Genomic DNA, 21,750 nt, shown 5'->3' on the forward strand with positions numbered 1-21,750 from the left:
TCCGGGCCGATGGAAGCCGGTGGCAAAGGGGTTGCAAACGGGCCGCGCCACGAAATGATGTCCGGATGGTTGAAGAACTGATCACCGCCGACGGCACCACCCCGCGCCGCATCGCGGACGGGTACGTCCGTGCCCTGGCCGAACTCGATCCGCTGACCGCGGTCTACCTCGGCCTCAACCCCGAGGACGACCGACTGCCCGACCTCTCCCCGGCCGGCCGCGAGGCGATCGCCGACCTCGCCCGCCGCACCCTGGCGCAGCTCGGCGACGCCGAGCGGGCCGGTGCCGCCGGGGACGAGGCCGAGCGCCGCTGCGCCCGGCTGCTGCGCGAGCGGCTGACCGCCGAACTCGCGGTCCACGAGGCGGGCGAGAACTTCCGCGCGGTGCGCAACCTGGCCTCCCCGGTGCACGAACTGCGGGAGTCCTTCACCCTGATGGCCACCGGCACCGAGGCCGAGTGGCAGGTGGTCGGCCGCCGGCTGGCGAAGGTCCCGGTCGCGCTGGAGCAGTACCGGCAGACCCTGGCCGAGGGCGTCGAGCGAGGCCTGCTCGCCGGTCCGCGCCAGGTGGAGACGGTGGTCGGGCAGATCGGCGAGTGGCTGGACGGGGAAGTCGCCGGGGGCTGGTTCGGCCAGTTCGTCCAGGACGCGCCGGAGGGTCTGCGCGCCGGGCTGTCCGAGCACGCGGTCGCCGCCACCGAGGGCCTGGCCGCGCTGCGCGACTGGCTGCGCGACGTCTACGGCCCGGCCGCGGCCGGCACCCCGGACGCGGTGGGCCGCGAGCGCTACCGCCGGTGGGTCCGCTACTGGGCCGGCGCCGACCTCGACCTGGACGAGGCGTACGCCTGGGCCTGGACCGAGTTCCACGACCTGCTGGCGCAGATGCGCGTCGAGGCCGAGAAGGTCCTCCCGGGCGCCGACCCGATGGCGGCGATGACCTGGCTGGGCACCGACGGCCCGGCCGTCGAGGGCGCCGAGGGCATCCGGGAGCACCTGCAGAGCCTGATGGACCAGGCGATCCGGGACCTCCAGGGCACCCACTTCGACCTGGCCGAGCCGGTCACCCGGGTCGAGTCGAAGATCGCCCCGGCCGGCAGCGCCGCCGCGCCGTACTACACCCCGCCGTCGCTGGACTTCGTCCGGCCCGGGCGGACCTGGCTGCCGCTGCTCGGCCGGGAGCGCTTCCCGCTCTGGGACCTGGTGTCGATCTGGTACCACGAGGGCGTCCCGGGCCACCACCTGCAGCTCGCGCAGTGGAACTACGTCGCCGACCGGCTCTCCACCTACCAGGTGAGCCTCGGCGGGGTCAGCGCCAACCTGGAGGGCTGGGCGCTGTACGCCGAGCGCCTGATGGACGAGCTCGGCTACCTCACCGACCCGGGCCAGCGCCTCGGCTACCTCAACGCGCAGATGATGCGGGCGCTGCGGGTCATCGTCGACATCGGCATGCACGCGGGCCTGGACTTCCCGGCCGACTCCCCGTACAAGCCGGGCGAGCCGGTGAGCCCGGAGCACGCCCGCGAGTTCTTCGGGCAGTACTGCGGCCTGTCCGACGACTTCCTGGACAGCGAGCTGGTCCGCTACCTGGGCATGCCCGGCCAGGCGATCGGCTACAAGCTGGGCGAGCGCGCCTGGCTGCGCGGCCGGGCGGCGGCGAAGGCGGCGCACGAGGCGCGCGGCGAGGAGTTCGACCTCAAGGCCTGGCACATGGCGGCGCTGTCGCAGGGCTCGCTGGGGCTGGACGACCTGGTCGACGAGCTCTCGGCGCTGTAGCCGGCCGCCGGTACGGCTCCTGCGCGCACGGGTGCGGGAGCCGTACCGGACCGGGGTCCCGGGGGCTCGTCCCGAAGTCCCAGACTCCTGGTTCTTTTGTCCCAAAAGTCTGATTTGGTGAGGTTTTTCCTTGCCATTCCGTCGGACCCGGGTATTGGCTGGAAGGCGACTGCGTGACCTCTCCGCCACACTCCGGAAGGCTCGACCGTGACTGAGCAACCTGCCATCGGTCATGAGAACGCGGACAGCCGGCGCTGGTGGGCGCTGGCCGTCATCGCCGTCGCCCAGCTCATGATCGTCCTCGACATCACCATCGTGAACATCGCACTGCCGTCCGCCCAGCGGGACCTGGGCATATCCGACGCCGACCGGCAGTGGGTGATCACCGCCTACACGCTGGCCTTCGGCGGTCTGCTGCTGCTCGGCGGACGGCTGGGCGACCTCTTCGGGCGCAAGCGCGTCTTCACCATCGGGCTGCTGGGCTTCGCCCTCGCCTCCGCGCTCGGCGGCGCGGCGGCCGACCCGTCCATGCTCTTCGGCGCCCGCGCCCTCCAGGGCGCGTTCGGTGCCCTGCTCGCCCCCTCCGCGCTGGGGCTGCTCTCCACCACCTTCTCCGACCCGAAGGAACGCAGTACGGCCTTCGGCATCTTCGGTGCGATCGCCGGCGGCGGCGCCGCGATCGGCTTCATCGCCGGTGGCCTGCTGACCGAGTACCTGAACTGGCGCTGGTGCCTGTTCGTCAACACCCCGATCGCCATCGCCACCGCCTTCGCCGCGTTCTCCGTGCTCCAGCGCGACCACGTCGCCAAGGGGCACCGGGTCAAGCTGGACCTGCCCGGGGCGCTGCTCGGCTGCGGCGGCCTGCTGGCGATCGTCTTCGGCACCTCCGAGGCCGTCACCCGGGGCTGGGGCGACGCGCTGGTGCTGGGATCGCTGTTCCTGGGCGTGGCGCTGCTCGCGGTGTTCGTCCTGGTCGAGAAGCGCACCCCGCACGCCCTGCTGCCGACGCACATCATCGCCGACCGCAACCGCGGTGGCGGCGCCCTGTCGGTCGGCCTGGCGATGGTCGGCATGTTCGGCCTGTTCCTGTTCCTGACCTACTACCTGCAGGCCATCAAGCACTTCTCGCCGATCGTGTCCGGCCTCTCCTTCCTGCCCATGACGGCCGCCATCGTGATCAGTTCGACCGGGATCGCGGCCCGGCTGATGACCAGGGTGCCGTCCCGGAACCTGATCGCGCCGGGACTGCTGCTCGCCGGTGGCGGCATGGCCTGGCTGACCCAGATGCACGTGGACAGCCCGTGGGCCGGCATGGTGCTGCCCGCCGAGCTGCTGCTGGGCTTCGGCATGGGCCTGGTGTTCATGCCGTCGATGAGCCTGGCCACCCTCGGGGTCGCCCCGAACGAGGCCGGCGCGGCCTCGGCCACCATCAACTCGGCCCAGCAGGTGGGCGGTTCCTTCGGCACGGCACTGCTGAACACCATTGCGGCCAGTGCCACCGCGACCTTCCTGGCCACCCGGATCGCCTCCGACCCGGCGGTGCAGGCCCAGGGCGCGGTGCACGGGTACGTGGTCGCGACCTGGGTGGCGATGGGCATCCTGTTGCTGGCCGCGCTGGTCGCCTTCCTGATGATCGACCACCGGCCGGCGCCCGGTGAGGCCACCGCCGTCGAGGCGGGTGCCGTCGGGACCGGCGCCGTCGAGGCCGGTACGGGAGCGGGCGCCACGGCGGTCTCCGCCGTGCGGGCCGTGGACGGCCGGCCGAGCCCCCGGGAGGCCGCCATGGCGGACGTCCGGGCCAACGTCCGGGCGGGCGGCGAGGTCCGCTCCGAAGCGGGGGTGGAGCGCCCACCGGCCGATTGACGTTTGCAGCAAGGTCTTGCAGTCAACCTCCGGCGCCTGCTTGACTCCTGGCCACCGTCCAGGGATCAAGGAGGCGCCGCCGTGCTGCCCGAGACCACGCCGTCCGCGCCCGTGCCGTCCGCGACCACGGCTCCCGAGCCGGTGCCGTCCGGACCCGCGCGGCCCGAGTTCGACCTGCTCGTCGTCGGCGGCGCCGGCGTGGACACCGTCGTCCGGGTCGAGCGGCTGGAGATCCCGCCCGGCGACTCGCAGTTCGTCGGCCCGGTGCACGACTACGTCGGCCACACCGGCAACGGCGTCGCCCTCGGCGCCCACCACCTCGGCCTGCGCACCGCCTTCCTGGACTTCCTCGGCGACGACCCGCAGGGCGCCCTGATCCGGGCCGCCTACGAGCGCCACGGCCTGCACTTCGGGCACCTGGTGAGCCCGCACGGCACCCCGCGCGGGGTCAACCTGGTCGACGCCGCGGGCCGCCGGTTCTCCTTCTACGACGGCCGCCACCCGGCCGACCTGCGACTTCCGCGCGACTTCTACCTGCCGTACGCCGAGCGCAGCCGGCACGTCCACCTCTCCATCACCGGCGTCAACCGGGACATGTACGGCGACCTGCACCGGCTCGGCCGCACCACCTCCACCGACCTGCACGACTGGGACGGCGCCGACCCGCACCACCGCGACTACGCGCTCGGCTCCGATCTGGTCTTCCTCTCGGTGGCGGGCTGCCGCGGCCGGTACGAGGAGGTGATGCGCGCGATCCTCGCCGAGGGCCGCGCGCGGGTGGTCGTCGCCACCGCCGGCGCCGACGGCTGCCACCTGCTCACCCGGGAGGACGGCGTGCTCCGCCACCTGCCGGCCGTCGACCCGGGCCGCCCGGTGGTGGACACCAACGGTGCCGGGGACGCCTTCGTCACCGGCTTCCTGTACGGCTGGTTCCGGGGCCGTCCGCCGCTGGACTGCGCCCGCGCCGGCTCGGCGGCCGGCGCCTTCGCCTGCACCTCCGCCGGGACGCACACCGCCTTCGTCGACGCGGCCGGGCTCGACGCGGTGCTGAACGGCGGATGACCCGGGGGCGGCGGCCGTCGGCGCCCGAGTGACGGATTTCTCATCGACCTCCAAGGCACCGATAACGACCTTTCCAGTCGGAGGCGTCATAGTCGTTGACCGAACACCGCCACCGAACCCGGCAGGAGAGTCAGGCATGGGTCAGCACCGCCGCCCGAGGTCACGCCGCCGCCTGCTGGCTCCCTCCCTGTTCACCGCACTGTCCGCGGTCGTGGTGGCCGCCGTCGTCGCCGGGACGCACGGCCTCGACCTGTCCGACGCCACGGCCGCCGGGAAGGCCGCGCGCAGCACCCGCGCCGTCGTCGTGCCCACCCCGACCACCACCGCGGACGCGCTGCCCGCCCCGGTCGCCGCCCCCACGCCGACCGACACCCCGACCCCGACGGACACCGCGATCCCGGCCGACCCGCCCGCGGCCACCGCCACCCCCACCCCGGGCGACAGCCCGACGGCCGCCGCGGCCGCCACCCCCGACACCCGCGGTGCCGTCCTCGGGAAGACCGCCGCCGCCTCCGCCGACATCCGCGAAACCGCCACCGTCGGCGCGCTGTTCAGCGGCTCGGTGGAGGCCGGCAACCACTTCTGCACCGCCAGCGTGCTGCACAGCGCCACCGGGAACCTGCTGCTGACCGCCGCGCACTGCCTCGACAGCACCGACGGCGTCACCTTCGCCCCCGGCTACCGCGACGGCTCCGCCCCGTACGGCACCTGGCGGGTCACCGCGGTCCACACCACCACCGGCTGGTCCCAGAAGGGCGACGTGGACGAGGACTTCGCGATCCTGGAGACCGCCCCGAGCAACGGTCGCAAGGTCGAGGACGTGGTCGGCGGCAACCGCCTGGGCACCGACGAGCCCTTCGGCTCGACCGTCCGCCTCTACGGCTACCCCGCCGACTCCGAGACGCCCGAGCTGTGCACCAACACGACCGACCGGAAGAGCACCTACGAGCGGGTCATCGACTGCCCGTCCTACCCGGCGGGCACCAGCGGCGGCCCCTGGATCAACACCGCCACGGGCGACGTGGTCGGCGCCATCGGCGGCTACCAGCAGGGCGGCGACACCGACGACGTCTCCTACAGCGCCTACTTCGACCACACCATCGCGACGCTCTACAGCCAGGTCGAGTCCGCCGAGTCCTGACCGCTCCGGCCCGCCCGCACCACCCGGGCGGGCCGGAGCGGCAGGGCCCGGAGCCGCGCGGCCCGGACATGACGAAGGCCCAGATCCGTGGATCAACTCCACTGATCTGGGCCTCTGTTGCACTTCCTGCGAAGTGCCCCCGGTAGGATTCGAACCTACGCACCCGCCTCCGGAGGGCGGTGCTCTATCCCCTGAGCTACGGGGGCCTACTGGCCTGTCGGACGCTCGCGCTTCCGACGTGGAGAACACTACCAGGCCGGGGCCGTGGTCCGTGCACGGGTTTCCCGGAAGATCGTCGGGGCGGTGGGCGGGGCGGCGGCCGGGCGGCCGGGGGAGCGGAAGTGCCCAAAGGCCGGACGGGGCGGCGGGGCCGCGGATACCCTCGGTGAGGTGTCGGGAGTGTCCGGGCGGGTCCTCGTGGTGGACGACAGCGAGGTGATCCGCCAGCTGATCAGGGTCAACCTGGAGCTTGAGGGCTTCGAGGTGGTGACCGCCGCCGACGGCGCCGAGTGCCTGGAGGTCGTCCGCCGGGTGAAGCCGGACGTGGTGACGCTGGACGTGATGATGCCGCGGCTGGACGGCCTGCGGACGGCGGCCCGGCTGCGCGCGACACCGGACACCAGTCGACTGCCGATCGCGATCGTGAGCGCCTGCACCCCGGCGGACCTGGACCTGGGGGAGGCGGCCGGCGTGGACGGCTACCTCGGCAAGCCCTTCGACCCGGCCGACCTGGTGGCCATGGTCCGCCGTCTGATGCTGCTCGGCGCGGACGGCGGCGCGCTCGACGCCCGGTCCGACGGGCGGTTCGGCGCACGGTCCCGCGAGTTTCGCCCTGAGCGAACGGAGCGGACCGATCGCGGCTGAGACCCCGCGGCGGACGGCGCGTCGGCGCCTCCGGGCGTCTCAACCGGTAAACCGAGTGGCGGGCGGGTACCCCGTCTCGCCTACGCTTGGCGTCGTGACCCCCGCAGACCTTTCCCAGGCAATCCAGGCCGCAGTGAGCACCGCCGTCGAGGCGGGCGAGCTGGCCGTCGCCGTGCCCGAGCACGTGACGGTCGAGCGGCCCAAGAACAGGGACCACGGCGACTACGCGACCAACGTGGCCCTCCAGCTCGCCAAGGCGGCCGGCAAGCCGCCGCGAGCCGTTGCCGAGGTCCTGGCCGAGCGCCTGCGAGGGATCACCGGCGTCTCCGCGGTCGACATCGCCGGTCCGGGCTTCCTGAACATCACCCTGGACACCGCCACCGCCGGCGCGCTCGCCCGCACCGTCGTCGAGGCGGGCGAGGCCTACGGCCGCAACGACGCCCTGAACGGCCTGAAGATCAACCTGGAGTTCGTCTCCGCCAACCCGACCGGTCCGATCCACATCGGCGGCGTCCGCTGGGCCGCCGTCGGCGACTCGATGGCGCGCGTGCTGCGGGCCTCCGGCGCCGACGTCACCACCGAGTACTACCTCAACGACGCCGGTGTGCAGATCACCAAGTTCGCCGCCTCGCTGCAGGCCGCCGCGAACGGCCGCGAGGTGCCCGAGGGCGGGTACGTCGGCGAGTACATCGTCGACATCGCCAAGGCGCTGACCGACGCGATCCCGGGCGTGCTCGACCTCTCCGAGGCCGAGCAGCTGGAGGTCTTCCGCACCGAGGGCCTCAAGCTCATGGTGGCCGAGATCAAGCGCTCGATGGACGAGTTCGGCACCCACTTCGACGTGTGGTTCTCGGAGAAGACGCTGCACGACTCGGGCGCCGTCGAGAAGGCCATCGAGCGGCTGCGCGAGCAGGGCCACGTCTTCGAGCAGGACGGTGCGGTCTTCCTGCGCACCACCGACTTCGGCGACGACAAGGACCGCGTCCTGATCAAGGCCGACGGCGACAAGACCTACTTCGCCGCCGACGCCGCGTACTACCTGTCCAAGCGGGACCGCGGCGCCGAGGTCGCGCTCTACATGCTGGGCGCCGACCACCACGGCTACGTCAACCGCCTCAAGGCCATCTCGGCCTGCGCGGGCGACGACATGAACCACAACATCGAGGTGAAGATCGGCCAGTTCGTGAAGATGCTTCGCGACGGCGAAGAGGTCCGCATGTCCAAGCGTGCGGGCAACATCATCACGATCGACGACGTGGTCGAGTGGATCGGCGTGGACGCCGCCCGCTACACCCTGGCGCGCTCCTCCACGGACTCGACGATCACGCTGGACATCAACGTCCTCACCAGCCAGACCAACGAGAACCCGGTCTACTACGTCCAGTACGCCCACACCCGGATGTGCGGCGTGGCGCGCAAGGCCGCCGAGCTGGGCGTGGACAAGGGCACGGCCGAGCAGTTCAAACCCGAGCTGCTCGCGACCGAGTGGGAGAGCGACATCCTCGGCGCCCTCGGCGAGTTCCCGCGCATCCTCGCCACGGCCGGCGAGCTGCGCGAGCCGCACCGGGTCGCGCGCTACCTGGAGGACCTCGCGGGCAAGTACCACCGCCTGTACGAGAACTGCATGTTCCTGCCCAAGGGCGACGAGGAGCTCAACGACACGCACCGGGCCCGGCTCTGGCTGGTCGAGGCCACGCGCACGGTCATGGCCAACGGCCTCACGCTCCTGGGCGTGACGGCGCCCGAGCGGATGTAGGCACCACCCCCAAGCGCAGAGCGGGGGCGGCTGACGGTCAACGGGGACCGTCGCCGCCCCTCGCCATAGGTCTCTCGAAGGACGAACCAGCATGAGTCGTTCCGCACACCCGGCAGGCCCCCGTCACGGAGACGTCCTGCCCGAGGGCCACTACCAGGCCCCGCCCGCCGACCTCAACGCGCTCGACCCGAAGGTCTGGTCGCGCACCGTCACCCGCGACGCCGAGGGCGTGGCCACCGTCGGCGGGATCGACGTCAAGCAGCTGGCGGCCGAGTTCGGCACCCCGGCGTACCTGCTGGACGAGGAGGACTTCCGCTCCCGGGCGCGCGCCTGGCGGGACGCCTTCGGCACCGACGCGGACGTCTACTACGCCGGCAAGGCGTTCCTCTCCAAGGCCGTCGTGCGCTGGCTGCACGAGGAGGGCCTCAACCTCGACGTGTGCAGCGCGGGCGAGTTGGCGGTGGCGCTGGCCGCCGGGATGCCGTCGGCGCGGATCGCGCTGCACGGCAACAACAAGTCGGTGGACGAGCTCGAACACGCGGTGAAGACCGGCGTCGGCCACATCGTGGTCGACTCGTACGAGGAGATCGAGCGGCTCGCCGCGATCGCGGCCCGCCAGGGCGTGCGCCAGCAGGTGCTGATCCGGATCACGGTCGGCGTCGAGGCGCACACCCACGAGTTCATCGCCACGGCGCACGAGGACCAGAAGTTCGGCCTGTCGCTGACCGGGGGAGCCGCCGCCGAGGCGGTGCGCCGGGTACTCGGCCACGACAGCCTGGAGCTGCGCGGCATCCACTCGCACATCGGCTCGCAGATCTTCGACACGGCGGGCTTCGAGGTCGCCGCCCGCCGGGTGGTCGGCCTGCTGGCGCAGATCCGCGACGAGCACGGCGTCGAGCTGCCCGAGATCGACCTCGGCGGCGGCCTCGGCATCGCGTACACCAGCGAGGACGACCCGCGCGAGCCGGCCGAGATCGCGGCCGCGCTGGCCGACATCGTCCGCCGCGAGTGCGCCGCCGCGAACCTGAACGCCCCGCGGCTGTGCGTGGAGCCGGGCCGGGCGATCGTCGGCCCGACGGCGTTCACGCTGTACGAGGTCGGCACCGTCAAGGAGCTGCCGGGCCTGCGCACCTACGTCAGCGTGGACGGCGGGATGTCCGACAACATCCGCACCGCGCTGTACGACGCCGAGTACTCGGTGGCCCTGGTGTCGCGCACCAGCGACGCCGAGCCGATGCTGGTCAGGGTGGTCGGCAAGCACTGCGAGTCCGGCGACATCGTCGTGCGGGACGCCTTCCTGCCGTCCGACCTGGCCGCGGGCGACCTGATCGCGGTGCCCGCCACCGGCGCCTACTGCCGCTCGATGGCGAGCAACTACAACCACGCCCTCAGGCCTCCCGTGGTGGCCGTCAAGGACGGTGCGGCGCGGGTGATCGTCCGGCGCGAGACGGAGGAAGATCTCCTGCGTCTGGATATCGGATGACGAAATCCTTGTCTCAGATCATGGAACGACCGTAGATCCGTACGGAAAGTCCCGGAGACTGGTACGGACCGAAGTTCCCGGCGGCGCCGGAAAACCGCCGGAAATACCGAAGCACGATGAATGCAGAGCGGAGTCGGATGATGCGTACGCGCCCGCTGAAGGTGGCGTTGCTGGGTTGTGGTGTGGTGGGCTCCGAGGTGGCGCGCATCATGACGACGACGGCCGACGACCTCGCCGCTCGCATCGGTGCCCCGGTGGAGCTGGCCGGGATCGCGGTCCGCCGGGCCGGCCGGGCCCGCCCCGGTGTGCCCGAGCACCTCATCACCACCGACGCCGAGGCCCTGATCAACCGGGGCGACATCGACGTCGTGGTCGAGGTGGTGGGCGGCATCGAGCCGGCCAAACAGCACATCCTGGCGGCGTTCAAGCACGGCGCCTCGGTGGTCAGCGCCAACAAGGCCCTGCTCGCCCAGGACGGCGCCGAGCTGCACACCGCGGCCGCCGCGGCCGGGGTGGACCTGTACTACGAGGCCGCGGTGGCGGGCGCGATCCCGCTGCTGCGCCCGCTGCGCGAGTCCCTCGCGGGCGACAAGGTCAACCGGGTGCTGGGCATCGTCAACGGCACCACCAACTTCATCCTCGACAAGATGGACACCACCGGCGCCGGCTACTCGGAGGCGCTGGAGGAGGCCACCGCGCTGGGCTACGCCGAGGCCGACCCGACGGCCGACGTCGAGGGCTTCGACGCCGCCGCCAAGGCCGCGATCCTGGCCGGCATCGCCTTCCACACCAAGGTCACCGCCGCGGACGTCTACCGCGAGGGCATCACCGAGGTGACCGCGGCCGACATCGCCTCGGCCAAGGAGATGGGCTGCGTGGTCAAGCTGCTCGCGATCTGCGAGCGGGCGGCCCACGGCGAGTCCGTCACCGCGCGCGTCCACCCGGCGATGATCCCGCTCTCGCACCCGCTGGCGTCCGTCCGCGAGGCGTACAACGCGGTGTTCGTCGAGGCCGAGGCGGCCGGCCGGCTGATGTTCTACGGCCCGGGCGCGGGCGGCTCGCCGACCGCCTCCGCGGTGCTGGGCGACCTGGTCGCGGTCTGCCGCAACAAGCTGGCCGGCGCCACCGGCCCCGGTGACTCCGTGTACACGCAGCTGCCGGCCAAGCCGATGGACGAGGTCGTCACCCGCTACCACGTCAGCCTGGACGTGGACGACCGTGCGGGTGTGCTCGCCCAGGTGGCGTCCGTCTTCGCCGAGCACGGCGTCTCCATCGACACCGTGCGCCAGCAGGGCCGCGACGGCGACGCCTCGCTCGTCGTGGTCACCCACCGTGCCACCGACGCCGCGCTGTCGGCGACGGTCGACAAGCTCCGTGCGCTGGACAGCGTGCGGGACGTGGCCAGCATCATGCGGGTCGAAGGGGAATAAGGAACTGCCATGAACGCCGTTGCCGAGAACGTCGTCCGAGGCGCGCACACCCACCAGTGGCGCGGCCTGATCGAGGAGTACCGGGACCGCCTGCCGGTCACCGCGGCCACCCCGGTGGTCACCCTGCTGGAGGGCGGCACGCCCCTGGTCCCCGCCCAGGTGCTCTCCGAGCGCACCGGCTGCGAGGTCTACCTCAAGGTCGAGGGCGCCAACCCGACCGGGTCCTTCAAGGACCGCGGGATGACGATGGCCATCTCCAAGGCCAAGGAGGAGGGCGCACAGGCCGTCATCTGTGCGTCCACCGGCAACACCTCGGCCTCCGCCGCCGCGTACGCGGTGCGGGCCGGGATGGTCTCCGCCGTGCTCGTCCCGCAGGGCAAGATCGCCCTCGGCAAGATGGGCCAGGCGCTGGTGCACGGCGCGAAGATCCTGCAGGTCGACGGGAACTTCGACGACTGCCTCACCCTTGCGCGTGAACTGTCCGAGAAGTATCCGGTGGCCCTGGTCAACTCGGTGAACCCGGTGCGGATCGAGGGCCAGAAGACCGCGGCCTTCGAGATCGTCGACATGCTCGGCGACGCCCCGGACATCCACGTCCTGCCGGTCGGCAACGCGGGCAACATCACCGCGTACTGGAAGGGTTACCGCGAATACGCCGCGGACGGCCTGGCCTCGCACACCCCGCGGATGTGGGGCTTCCAGGCGGCCGGCTCGGCCCCGATCGTGGACGGCGCCCCGGTGCTCAAGCCGCAGACCATCGCCACCGCGATCCGGATCGGCAACCCGGCCTCCTGGGACTTCGCGCTCGCCGCGCGGGACGAGTCCGGCGGCCTCATCGACAAGGTGACGGATCGTCAGATCCTGTCCGCCTACCGGCTGTTGGCCTCGCAGGAGGGCGTCTTCGTGGAGCCCGCCTCGGCCGCCTCGGTGGCCGGCCTGCTGGCCAAGGCGGAGGCCGGCCTGGTCGACCCGGGCCAGCGGATCGTCTGCACCGTGACCGGCAACGGCCTCAAGGACCCCGACTGGGCGGTGGCCGGCGCGCCGCAGCCGCAGGTCGTCCCGGTCGACCCGGAGACCGCGGCCCGGAGCCTCGGCCTGCTCGACCGCTGACGGGTCCGACGCTTCGACGGGCCGACCCTTTCGGGGGTCGGCCCGTCAAAGTTCTCCGCTGACACTTTTGTGTCAATTCCGCTGTGCATTCCGAGGCGTTTTCGCCCCGCTCTTTGACGGAGTGGGGTGTGCATTCCGGCCACAACCGGCAACACACCAGATCGAAGGCCCACGGGGTGTACCGCTCGGGAACCTCTCTTCGATACTCTGGGTCCGGCCGTGTGGCACATGCCCCGGGCCCGGTACCGTCCGGGCCGCGCCGACGACTGCGGCCGCCCGCCCCGAAGGGCCTGCGGCCCGTTCCCCCACCTTCGCACCGACGACGCGCTCCGCGCCGCCCGATTTCCCCAGGAGAGTCCACCGCATGGCCGGTCCTGCGTTCCGTGCCGCCGCCGTCCGCGTCCGGGTTCCGGCGACCAGCGCCAACCTCGGCCCGGGCTTCGACGCCTTCGGACTCGCGCTGGGTCTGTACGACGACGTGGTCGTCCGGGTCGCCGACTCCGGCCTGTCCGTCGACATCGCCGGCGAGGGCGCCGAGACGCTGCCGCGCGACGAGCGCCACCTGCTGGTCCGCTCGATGCGCGCCGCGTTCGACCGGCTCGGCGGCCAGCCGCGCGGCCTCGAAGTGGTCTGCGCCAACCGGATACCGCACGGCCGGGGCCTCGGTTCCTCCTCCGCCGCCATCTGCGCCGGGATCGTGGCCGCCCGCGCGGTCACCATCGGGGGTCCGTCCGCACTGGACGACGACGCGCTGCTGGCCCTCGCCTCCGAGCTGGAGGGCCACCCGGACAACGTCGCGGCCTGCCTGCGCGGCAACTTCACCATCGCCTGGACCGACGACGAGTGCGCCAAGGCCGTCGCCCTGGAGCCCGCCGAGCAGGTCGTCCCGGTGGTGTTCGTCCCGGCCGGCGAGGTGCTCACCGAGACCGCCCGCGGCCTGCTGCCGAAGACCGTCCCGCTGGCCGACGCCGCGGTCAACGCCGGCCGCTCCGCGCTGCTGGTGGAGGCGCTGACCAGGCGCCCCGAGCTGCTCTTCGCCGCCACCGAGGACCGGCTGCACCAGGACTACCGCGCCTCGGCCATGCCGGACAGCGCCGGCCTGGTCGGCGCGCTGCGCGCGGAGGGCATCCCCGCGGTCATCTCCGGGGCCGGCCCGACCGTCCTCGCGCTCACCGACGAGGCGGGCGCCGACAAGGTGCTCTCCTTCGCCGGGCACCACGGACACGGCGGCGACCCGGCGTTCGCCGCGCACCGGCTGGACGTCGACCGCGCCGGGGCCGTCGTGCTCCCGCTGGACGTCTGAGCAGCCCGTACGGGCCCGGCACCGGCCCGCGTCGAGCGGGCCGGGCCGGACACGATTGGCAAGCGCAAGGCTGGGGAATGTCTGAGGGGGTCGGTAGTGTTAACCTCATTGCTGCACCAGGTGCCCTCCGGGGCTCGGTGCGCCGCGTCCCGATCCCAGCACTCCACTGCCGTGGAGTCCCGGCGATGCACGGGGCGACGATTCTCCGGGAGCCCACCGCAGCGCGTACGCAGCCTGCCTGCGCGACATGCGGCCGCATCCCGAAGCCGTGACGGCACCTGACTCCCACCCGCGGCCTCCCACCTAAGAGGCCAGGACGGGCGGAGCGCGGGCCACCGTCACGCGACGGGGGCCCGGGATTCGCAGGGAGCGTGGGGGTTACGCCCTCAAGGGGAGGTCGACACACGACCGGCCCACCGCGCCACTCAGCACCACCGTGCTTCAAGCACCGCACCTCGCAGCTCTCCCTCGACGGGCTCCCGCCATTCGAGGGATCACCGCCTCGGACCGACGCAGTCGAGCGTTGGTCAGGACAGCACAACCGGTCGCCGAGCCAGACAGGCCGACGTCCGCTCCAGGGAAGGACCCTTAGTGAGCGACTCCACCGATCTGATGGGCGCGCGCCCGGACGCCGACGCGTCGGACGCAGCCGCCCCCGCTGCCCCGGCGCGGCGCCGCCGCAGTGCCGCCGCGGGCCTGGACGGCATGGTCCTGGCCGAGCTGCAGAAGCTCGCCGCGGACCTTGGCATCACCGGTACCGGACGCATGCGCAAGAGCCAGCTGATCGAGACCATCAAGGAGAAGAGCGGCGGGGACCCGCTGCTCGCCGCCGGTGGCGCCCCGGCCGCCGCGAAGCGCACCGCCGCCAAGGCGGACGCCGAGGCCCCGGCCGAGAAGCCGGCCCGCCGCACCAAGGCCGCCGCCGCCAAGGCCGCCGCCGAGGCCCCGGCCGCCGCCGAGCCGCAGGCCCAGATCGAGATCCCGGTCCAGGCCGCCGCCGAGACCGCCGCGCCGGCCCGTGCCGAGCGCACCCGCCGCCGGGCCACCTCGGCCGCCGGCGCGCCCGTCGCCCCGGCCGCCGAGGCCGCGGCCGAGGCCGCCACCGTCGCGGTCGCCGAGTCGAAGCAGGCCGAGGCCCGCCCGGCCGAGACCCGCGGCTTCGAGGGCCGCGAGGACGGCCGCGAGAGCCGTCGCGACCGCCGCGAGCGCCGTGACCGCCGCGAGGGCGGCGAGCGCACCGAGCGCACCGAGCGTCCGGAGGCCGGCGAGGCCCAGGACGGCGACACGCGCGAGTCGCGTCGCGACCGCCGCAACCGCCGCGAGCGCGCCGACCGCCAGGGTCAGCAGACCCAGCAGCCGGGCAGCGGCCAGGGCGACCAGCAGGGCCGCCAGGGCCAGCAGGCCCAGCAGCCGCAGGTCCAGCAGGGCCAGGGCGGTTACGACGACGACGAGTTCGGCGAGGGCCGTCGTGGCCGTCGGGGCCGTTACCGCGACCGCCGGGGCCGTCGTGGCCGCGACGGCTTCGAGGCCGGCCCGGCCGAGCCGCAGATCGGCGAGGACGACGTCCTGATCCCGGTCGCGGGCATCCTCGACATCCTCGACAACTACGCGTTCGTGCGCACCTCCGGCTACCTGCCGGGCCAGAACGACGTCTACGTCTCGCTCGCCCAGGTCCGCAAGAACGGCCTGCGCAAGGGTGACGCCATCACCGGTGCGGTGCGCCAGCCGCGCGACGGCGAGCGCCGCGAGAAGTTCAACGCGATGGTGCGGCTGGACTCCGTCAACGGCATGGACCCGGAGAGCGGCCGCGGCCGCCCCGAGTTCAACAAGCTCACCCCGCTCTACCCGCAGGAGCGGCTGCGCCTGGAGACCGACCCGGGCGTGCTGACCACCCGCATCATCGACCTCGTGTCGCCGATCGGCAAGGGCCAGCGCGGTCTGATCGTCGCGCCGCCGAAGACCGGCAAGACGATGGTGCTGCAGGCGGTCGCCAACGCGATCACCCACAACAACCCCGAGTGCCACCTGATGGTCGTCCTGGTCGACGAGCGTCCGGAAGAGGTCACCGACATGCAGCGGTCGGTGAAGGGCGAGGTCATCTCCTCGACCTTCGACCGCCCGGCGGAGGACCACACCACCGTCGCCGAGCTGGCCATCGAGCGCGCCAAGCGCCTGGTGGAGCTGGGCCACGACGTGGTCATCCTGCTGGACTCGATCACCCGCCTGGGCCGCGCCTACAACCTGGCGGCGCCGGCCTCCGGCCGCATCCTGTCCGGTGGTGTCGACTCGACCGCGCTCTACCCGCCGAAGAAGTTCTTCGGTGCCGCGCGCAACATCGAGAACGGCGGCTCGCTGACCATCCTGGCCACCGCGCTGGTCGAGACCGGCTCGCGCATGGACGAGGTGATCTTCGAGGAGTTCAAGGGCACCGGCAACATGGAGCTCAAGCTCGACCGGAAGCTCTCGGACAAGCGCATCTTCCCGGCCGTCGACGTGGACGCCTCCAGCACCCGCAAGGAGGAGATCCTGCTCGGCAACGAGGAGTTGGCCATCGTCTGGAAGCTCCGCCGGGTGCTGCACGCGCTCGACTCGCAGCAGGCGATCGAGCTGCTCCTGGACAAGATGAAGCAGACCAAGAGCAACGCCGAGTTCCTGATGCAGATCGCCAAGACCACCCCCGGCTCCGGCGACTGACCGTAGCCGGACGGCTGTCGAAGCACGGAACCCCGGATCGCGCGAGCGGTCCGGGGTTCCGTGCGTTCGCACCCGGGTTGTTCCAGAGTCGGGACAATTGAGGCTCTTTGGATCATGTTGTCCGATTTATTCTGGACCGTATGGCCGAGCACAAGAGGGTCCCCAGTCGCCGCCGCAAGGTCCTGCGGACGGCTGCCTGTGCGTTCGTCGCGCTCGTCGTCCTCGGCACCGGCGCGGCCGTCTACGCGTACGTGAAGCTCAACGGCAACATCAAGAGCGTCGACATCGACGGCCGCCTCGGCGACGCCCGGCCGCCGGCCGCCACCGACGGGTCCTTCAACGTCCTGGTGCTGGGCTCCGACTCGCGCAGCGGCGAGAACGGCGACCTGGCCGGCGGGGACACCGGCGACACCGCCCGCTCGGACACCGCGATGGTGGTGCACGTCAACCAGGACCACTCGCGCGCGCAGATCGTCTCGATACCGCGCGACACCCTGGTGGCCCGCCCCGACTGCACCGGCGCGAACGGCACGGCCGTGCCCGGCGCCAAGCGCGCGATGTACAACAGCGCCTTCGAGACCGGCGGCGCGGCCTGCGCGGTCAAGACCACCGAGCAGCTCACCGGGCTCCGGATGGACCACTACCTGCAGATCGACTTCGCCGGCTTCGCCCGGGTCGTGGACGCGATAGGCGGGGCCACCGTGACCACCACGGTGGCCATCCACGACAAGGACAGCGGGCTCGACCTGCCGCCCGGGCAGCACCACCTGGACGGTCAGCAGGCGCTCGCCTTCGTCCGCACCCGGCACGGCGTCGGCGACGGCAGCGACCTCGGCCGGATCGAGCTGCAGAAGCAGATGGTGAAGTCGCTGCTCCGGCAGGCCGGCGGGGCGGGACTGTTCACCGACCCGGTCAAGCTGTGGTCGATCGGCGACACCATGACCAGGAGCATCACCACCGACTCCGCGCTCGGCTCGGTGAACGCCCTGGTGGGGCTCTTCCAGGAGCTCAAGGGGATCGGGCCGGACCAGCTCGGCATGGTGACCCTGCCGGTGCAGACCGCCCCCGGCGACCCGAACCGGGTGGTCGAGCTGCAGCCGCAGGCCGACCAGCTCTGGGCGGCCCTCAAGGCCGACCGGGAGCTCCCGCAGGCGGTCGTCTCCGCGCAGCCGGAGAATCCCGCCCAGGCGGCCCCCACGGCCTCCGCGGCCGCCCCGTCGACCCCCGGACGGGCCGCGGGGAAGGCGACTGCGAAGGCGAGCGCGAAGGCCGGCGCCACGCACTGAGCGGGCCCGGAATATCCCGGAACGCGACCCGGTTTGGGAAGATGCGGCCCGTCCTGGCAGACTGGTCCGTCGGTCCCGGTTCACGTGCGGCACTCCAGCCGCCGACCCGGTGCCCTCCCGAAACCTAGGAGAACCCCTTGAAGCCCAACGTTCACCCCGAGTACGTGGTCACCCGCGTGACCTGCACCTGCGGCGCCGAGTTCACCACCCGCTCGACCGAGACCAGTGGCGAGATCCGCGCCGAGGTCTGCTCGCAGTGCCACCCGTTCTACACCGGCAAGCAGAAGATCCTCGACACCGGTGGCCGCGTGGCCCGCTTCGAGGCCCGCTTCGGCAAGCAGCACAGCGCGAAGGCCTAGCGCTCACTCGGCGCCGGTTCCCGGCGCCCCCGTACTCGTTGTCGGGGGCGTCGGGGGCCGGCGCCGTTCGCGTCCCCCCGCGCGTTCCCCCCTCCCCAACCCGATCCGAGCCCCCGGGAAGAAGGCCACCCCATGTTCGAGGCAGTCGAAGAGCTCCTCGTCGAGCACGCCGACCTCGAAAAGAGGCTGGCCGATCCGTCCGTCCACGCCGACCAGGCCAACGCGCGCAAGCTGGCCAAGCGGTACGCCGAGCTGACCCCGATCACCCGGGTCTACCGGCAGTGGCGACAGACCGGCGAGGACATCGAGGCCGCGCGCGAACTCGCCGCGGAGGACCCGGAGTTCATCTCCGAGGTGAAGGAGTCCGAGGCGCGTCGCGACGAGCTCACCGAGGAACTGCGGCTGCTGCTGGTGCCGCGCGACCCGAGCGACGACAAGGACGTCATCCTGGAGATCAAGGCGGGCGAGGGCGGCGAGGAGTCAGCCCTATTCGCCGGTGACCTGCTCCGGATGTACCTGCGCTACGCGGAGCGGATCGGCTGGAAGACCGAGATCATCGACTCCAACGAGTCCGACCTCGGCGGCTACAAGGACGTCTCGGTGGCCGTGAAGACCAGGGGCAACACCGAGCCCGGCCAGGGCGTCTGGGCCCGGCTGAAGTACGAGGGCGGCGTGCACCGCGTGCAGCGCGTCCCCGCCACCGAGTCCCAGGGCCGCATCCACACCTCCGCGGCGGGCGTGCTGGTCACCCCCGAGGCGGAGGAGGTCGAGGTCGAGATCGTCGCCAACGACCTGCGGATCGACGTCTACCGCTCCTCCGGCCCCGGCGGCCAGTCGGTCAACACCACCGACTCCGCGGTCCGGATCACCCACCTGCCGACCGGTATCGTGGCGTCCTGCCAGAACGAGAAGAGCCAGCTGCAGAACAAGGAGCAGGCGATGCGCATCCTGCGTTCGCGGCTGCTGGCCGCCGCGCAGGAGGAGGCCGAGCGGGAGGCGTCGGACGCGCGCCGCAGCCAGGTCCGCACGGTGGACCGCTCGGAGCGGATCCGGACGTACAACTACCCCGAGAACCGCATCTCGGACCACCGCACGGGGTTCAAGTCGTACAACCTGGACCAGGTCCTGGACGGCGAGCTGAACGCGGTGATCCAGTCCTGCGTCGACAAGGACGCGGCGGCGAAGCTCGCCGCGGCCCAAGAGAACTGAGACCGGCGCGCCCCAGCCCACGCGCAGTCCGTAGCCGGAGCGCAGAAACAAGAGGTCGTACGGATGAACCTGCTGCTCGCCGAGGTGGCCCAGGCCACCCAGCGGTTGGCCGCGGCCGGCGTGCCGTCGCCGCGCTTCGACGCGGAGGAACTCGCCGCCTACGTCCACCACGTCAAGCGCAGCCAGCTGCACACGGTGAAGGACGCCGACTTCGACGCCCGCTACTGGGAGGCGGTCTCGCGCCGCGAGGCGCGCGAGCCGCTCCAGCACATCACCGGACGGGCGTTCTTCCGCTACCTCGAACTGGAGGTCGGCCCCGGGGTGTTCGTGCCCCGGCCGGAGACCGAGTCGGTCGTCGAGTGGGCCATAGACGCGGTGCGCGACATGGACGTGGCCGAGCCGCTGGTGGTGGACCTCTGCTCCGGCTCCGGCGCGATCGCCCTCGCCCTCGCCCAGGAACTGCCGCGCTCCACCGTGCACGCCTTCGAGCTGGACGAGGGCGCGCTGGAGTACACCCGGCGCAACATCGAGGCCAGCCCCGACCGCGCCCGGGTCACCCTGCACGCCGGGGACGCCACCAGGGCCTTCGAGGACGACCGCTCCTGGGACGGCCGCTTCGACCTGGTGATCTCCAACCCGCCGTACATCCCGCTCACCGAGTGGGAGTACGTCGCGCCGGAGGCCCGCGACCACGACCCGCAGATGTCGCTGTTCTCCGGCGAGGACGGCCTGGACACCATCCGCGGCATCGAGCGGGTCGCCGCGCGGCTGCTGCGCCCGGGCGGCGCGGTGGTCATCGAGCACGCCGACCAGCAGGGCGGCCAGGTGCCGTGGATCTTCAACGAGGAACGCGGCTGGACGGACACCGCCGACCACCGCGACCTGAACAACCGGCCGCGCTTCACGACCGCCCGACGGGCGTCGTTGTGAACAGTCGAACGCAGCACGACCGCCCGCAGGGCGCCGTCGTGACGGCAGCGACGACGGCGACGGCCGCAGTGACCGCCAAGAGCCACTTCGGAAGGGGACCGCACCGATGAGCCGCCGCTACGACTGTGCCGATGCCGGGGACCGCGCCACCGGCCTGCGCGAGGCCGCCTCGGCCGTCCGCCGCGGCGAACTCGTCGTGCTGCCCACCGACACCCTCTACGGGGTCGGCGCGGACGCCTTCTCCCCGGAGGCCGTCGGCGAGCTGATGGCCGCCCGTGGCCGCGGCCGCAACACCCCGTCGCCGGTGCTGGTCGGCTCGCCGACCACCCTGCACGGCCTGGTCACCGACTTCTCCGAGCAGGCCTGGGAACTGGTCGACGCCTTCTGGCCCGGCGGCCTCACCCTGGTCGCCCGGCACCAGCCCTCGCTGCGCTGGGACCTCGGCGAGACCCGCGGCACCGTCGCGGTCCGGATGCCGCTGCACCCGGTCGCCATCGAGCTGCTGAACGCCACCGGCCCGATGGCCGTCTCCAGCGCCAACCTGACCGGCGGATCGTCCCCGCTGACCTGCGACGAGGCGCAGTCGCAGCTCGGCGACGCCGTCTCGGTCTACCTGGACGGCGGGTCGGCCGACCACGCCGCCGCCTCGTCCATCGTCGACGTCACCGGCAAGGTCCCGGTCCTGCTGCGGGCCGGCGCGATCAGCGTCGAGCAGCTGAGGGAGGTCGTCCCCGACCTGGAGGCCGGCAGTTGACGCCCACCGCCTCGCTCCGTTCCGGGCCCGGCATAGCGCCGTACCTGAGCGTGGACCCCAGGCCGCTGGACCACTTCCGGATCCTCTTCGTCTGCACCGGGAACATCTGCCGCTCGCCGATCGCCGAGCGGCTCACCCGGCGTGAGCTGGACACCCGGCTGAGCCCCCGGGTGGCCGGGCGGATCCTGGTCGAGAGCGCCGGCACCTGGGGCCACGTGGGCGCGCCGATGGAGGACCACGCGGCGACCGTGCTCGACGAGTACGGCGCGGACAGCGGCGGCTTCACCGGCCGCGAGCTGCTGGACGAGCACGTGGTCGAGGCCGACCTGGTGCTCACCGCGACCCTGGACCACCGCGCCCAGGTGATCTCGATGGGCCACGAGGCGGGACTGCGCACCTTCACGCTGAAGGAGTTCACCCGCCTGGTGCGGACGATAGACCCGGGCACGCTGCCCGACCCCCGGCGCGGCGCCGACGTCACCGAGCGGGCCCGCGCGCTGGTCCGCGCGGCGGCCGCGCTGCGCGGCTGGCTGCTGGCCGCCACGCCGGAGTCGGACGAGGTCGACGACCCGTACGGCGCACCGATCGGCATGTTCCGCAACTGCGGCGAGGAGATATTCCACGCGGTCGACCCGGTGGTCACCGCGCTGACGGGCGTGCCGGCGCGCAGGTAGGTGTTCTGGCCCGTCCGGCCGCGTTCCGACGGGCCGGGCGGCGGTGGCGGTCCTACGCTG

The 21,750-nt window shown here is 72.5% G+C and carries 17 protein-coding genes and 1 tRNA gene; 17 read left to right on the plus strand and 1 reads right to left on the minus strand.

The window, feature by feature from the left end:
• Positions 1-65 precede the first annotated feature (65 nt).
• The 4 genes from ACIRST_RS08260 (at position 66) to ACIRST_RS08275 (ending at position 5,838) form a co-directional block, all read left to right on the plus strand.
• A complete protein-coding gene (locus ACIRST_RS08260; RefSeq protein ID WP_350522937.1) occupies positions 66-1,772 on the plus strand; it encodes a DUF885 domain-containing protein in 1,707 nt (568 codons plus the stop codon).
• 207 nt (positions 1,773-1,979) lie between these two features.
• Entirely contained in the window at positions 1,980-3,635 is a 1,656-nt protein-coding gene (locus ACIRST_RS08265) for an MFS transporter (protein ID WP_350522936.1), read from the plus strand.
• A 141-nt stretch (positions 3,636-3,776) separates the two neighbouring features.
• The gene (locus ACIRST_RS08270) at positions 3,777-4,697 is read left to right on the plus strand and encodes a carbohydrate kinase family protein (protein ID WP_350523031.1); all 921 of its coding nucleotides are present in this window, start codon (positions 3,777-3,779) and stop codon (positions 4,695-4,697) included.
• Between the two features lie 136 nt (positions 4,698-4,833).
• Entirely contained in the window at positions 4,834-5,838 is a 1,005-nt protein-coding gene (locus tag ACIRST_RS08275) for a serine protease (RefSeq protein WP_350522935.1), read from the plus strand.
• 134 nt (positions 5,839-5,972) lie between these two features.
• Here the strand turns inward: ACIRST_RS08275 and ACIRST_RS08280 are convergent.
• Positions 5,973-6,044 (minus strand) — tRNA-Arg (locus tag ACIRST_RS08280).
• Positions 6,045-6,237: 193 nt separating this feature from the next.
• Between ACIRST_RS08280 and ACIRST_RS08285 the strand changes: the two genes are divergently transcribed.
• From ACIRST_RS08285 to ACIRST_RS08345, 13 genes are all read left to right on the plus strand, one after another.
• Positions 6,238-6,702 carry a response regulator gene (locus tag ACIRST_RS08285; protein WP_402800954.1) on the plus strand — a complete coding sequence of 155 codons (465 nt, stop codon included), beginning with the start codon at positions 6,238-6,240 and terminating at the stop codon, positions 6,700-6,702.
• Positions 6,703-6,796: 94 nt separating this feature from the next.
• Positions 6,797-8,458 (plus strand): arginine--tRNA ligase, encoded by a 1,662-nt coding sequence (argS, locus tag ACIRST_RS08290; RefSeq protein ID WP_350522933.1) that lies wholly within the window; start codon positions 6,797-6,799, stop codon positions 8,456-8,458.
• 91 nt (positions 8,459-8,549) lie between these two features.
• A complete protein-coding gene (gene lysA / locus ACIRST_RS08295) occupies positions 8,550-9,941 on the plus strand; it encodes a diaminopimelate decarboxylase (protein ID WP_402800831.1) in 1,392 nt (463 codons plus the stop codon).
• Between the two features lie 137 nt (positions 9,942-10,078).
• On the plus strand, positions 10,079-11,371 hold the full coding sequence (locus tag ACIRST_RS08300; protein WP_350522931.1) for a homoserine dehydrogenase: 1,293 nt from the start codon (positions 10,079-10,081) through the stop codon (positions 11,369-11,371).
• A gap of 9 nt (positions 11,372-11,380) precedes the next feature.
• Complete coding sequence (thrC, locus tag ACIRST_RS08305; protein ID WP_402800833.1) at positions 11,381-12,481, plus strand: threonine synthase; 1,101 nt, start codon at positions 11,381-11,383, stop codon at positions 12,479-12,481.
• 364 nt (positions 12,482-12,845) lie between these two features.
• Positions 12,846-13,784, plus strand: a complete 939-nt coding sequence (thrB, locus tag ACIRST_RS08310; protein WP_350522929.1) for a homoserine kinase — start codon at positions 12,846-12,848, stop codon at positions 13,782-13,784.
• A gap of 591 nt (positions 13,785-14,375) precedes the next feature.
• A complete protein-coding gene (gene rho, locus ACIRST_RS08315) occupies positions 14,376-16,478 on the plus strand; it encodes a transcription termination factor Rho (protein ID WP_350522928.1) in 2,103 nt (700 codons plus the stop codon).
• Positions 16,479-16,618: 140 nt separating this feature from the next.
• On the plus strand, positions 16,619-17,764 hold the full coding sequence (locus ACIRST_RS08320; RefSeq protein WP_402800835.1) for an LCP family protein: 1,146 nt from the start codon (positions 16,619-16,621) through the stop codon (positions 17,762-17,764).
• A 137-nt stretch (positions 17,765-17,901) separates the two neighbouring features.
• Entirely contained in the window at positions 17,902-18,123 is a 222-nt protein-coding gene (gene rpmE / locus ACIRST_RS08325) for a 50S ribosomal protein L31 (RefSeq protein WP_030057539.1), read from the plus strand.
• A 132-nt stretch (positions 18,124-18,255) separates the two neighbouring features.
• Positions 18,256-19,332, plus strand: a complete 1,077-nt coding sequence (prfA, locus tag ACIRST_RS08330; protein ID WP_350522926.1) for a peptide chain release factor 1 — start codon at positions 18,256-18,258, stop codon at positions 19,330-19,332.
• Positions 19,333-19,395: 63 nt separating this feature from the next.
• Positions 19,396-20,262 carry a peptide chain release factor N(5)-glutamine methyltransferase gene (gene prmC, locus ACIRST_RS08335; RefSeq protein ID WP_350522925.1) on the plus strand — a complete coding sequence of 289 codons (867 nt, stop codon included), beginning with the start codon at positions 19,396-19,398 and terminating at the stop codon, positions 20,260-20,262.
• Positions 20,263-20,368: 106 nt separating this feature from the next.
• Positions 20,369-21,016, plus strand: a complete 648-nt coding sequence (locus tag ACIRST_RS08340; protein WP_350522924.1) for an L-threonylcarbamoyladenylate synthase — start codon at positions 20,369-20,371, stop codon at positions 21,014-21,016.
• A 32-nt stretch (positions 21,017-21,048) separates the two neighbouring features.
• Entirely contained in the window at positions 21,049-21,690 is a 642-nt protein-coding gene (locus ACIRST_RS08345) for a protein-tyrosine-phosphatase (RefSeq protein WP_350523030.1), read from the plus strand.
• Positions 21,691-21,750: the final 60 nt, after the last annotated feature.

Origin of the sequence: Kitasatospora sp. NPDC101447, assembly GCF_044767225.1 — a bacterium.
In the GTDB taxonomy this organism is placed as follows: domain Bacteria; phylum Actinomycetota; class Actinomycetes; order Streptomycetales; family Streptomycetaceae; genus Kitasatospora.

Bases quoted from the DNA above. Each gene is read 5' to 3' on its own strand.
- ACIRST_RS08300 (WP_350522931.1), top strand. From the start codon at position 10,079: ATGATGCGTACGCGCCCGCTGAAGGTGGCGTTGCTGGGTTGTGGTGTG.
- ACIRST_RS08275 (WP_350522935.1), top strand. From the start codon at position 4,834: ATGGGTCAGCACCGCCGCCCGAGGTCACGCCGCCGCCTGCTGGCTCCC.
- thrB (WP_350522929.1), top strand. From the start codon at position 12,846: ATGGCCGGTCCTGCGTTCCGTGCCGCCGCCGTCCGCGTCCGGGTTCCG.
- ACIRST_RS08320 (WP_402800835.1), top strand. From the start codon at position 16,619: ATGGCCGAGCACAAGAGGGTCCCCAGTCGCCGCCGCAAGGTCCTGCGG.
- lysA (WP_402800831.1), top strand. From the start codon at position 8,550: ATGAGTCGTTCCGCACACCCGGCAGGCCCCCGTCACGGAGACGTCCTG.
- thrC (WP_402800833.1), top strand. From the start codon at position 11,381: ATGAACGCCGTTGCCGAGAACGTCGTCCGAGGCGCGCACACCCACCAG.
- prfA (WP_350522926.1), top strand. From the start codon at position 18,256: ATGTTCGAGGCAGTCGAAGAGCTCCTCGTCGAGCACGCCGACCTCGAA.
- ACIRST_RS08260 (WP_350522937.1), top strand. From the start codon at position 66: ATGGTTGAAGAACTGATCACCGCCGACGGCACCACCCCGCGCCGCATC.
- prmC (WP_350522925.1), top strand. From the start codon at position 19,396: ATGAACCTGCTGCTCGCCGAGGTGGCCCAGGCCACCCAGCGGTTGGCC.
- ACIRST_RS08340 (WP_350522924.1), top strand. From the start codon at position 20,369: ATGAGCCGCCGCTACGACTGTGCCGATGCCGGGGACCGCGCCACCGGC.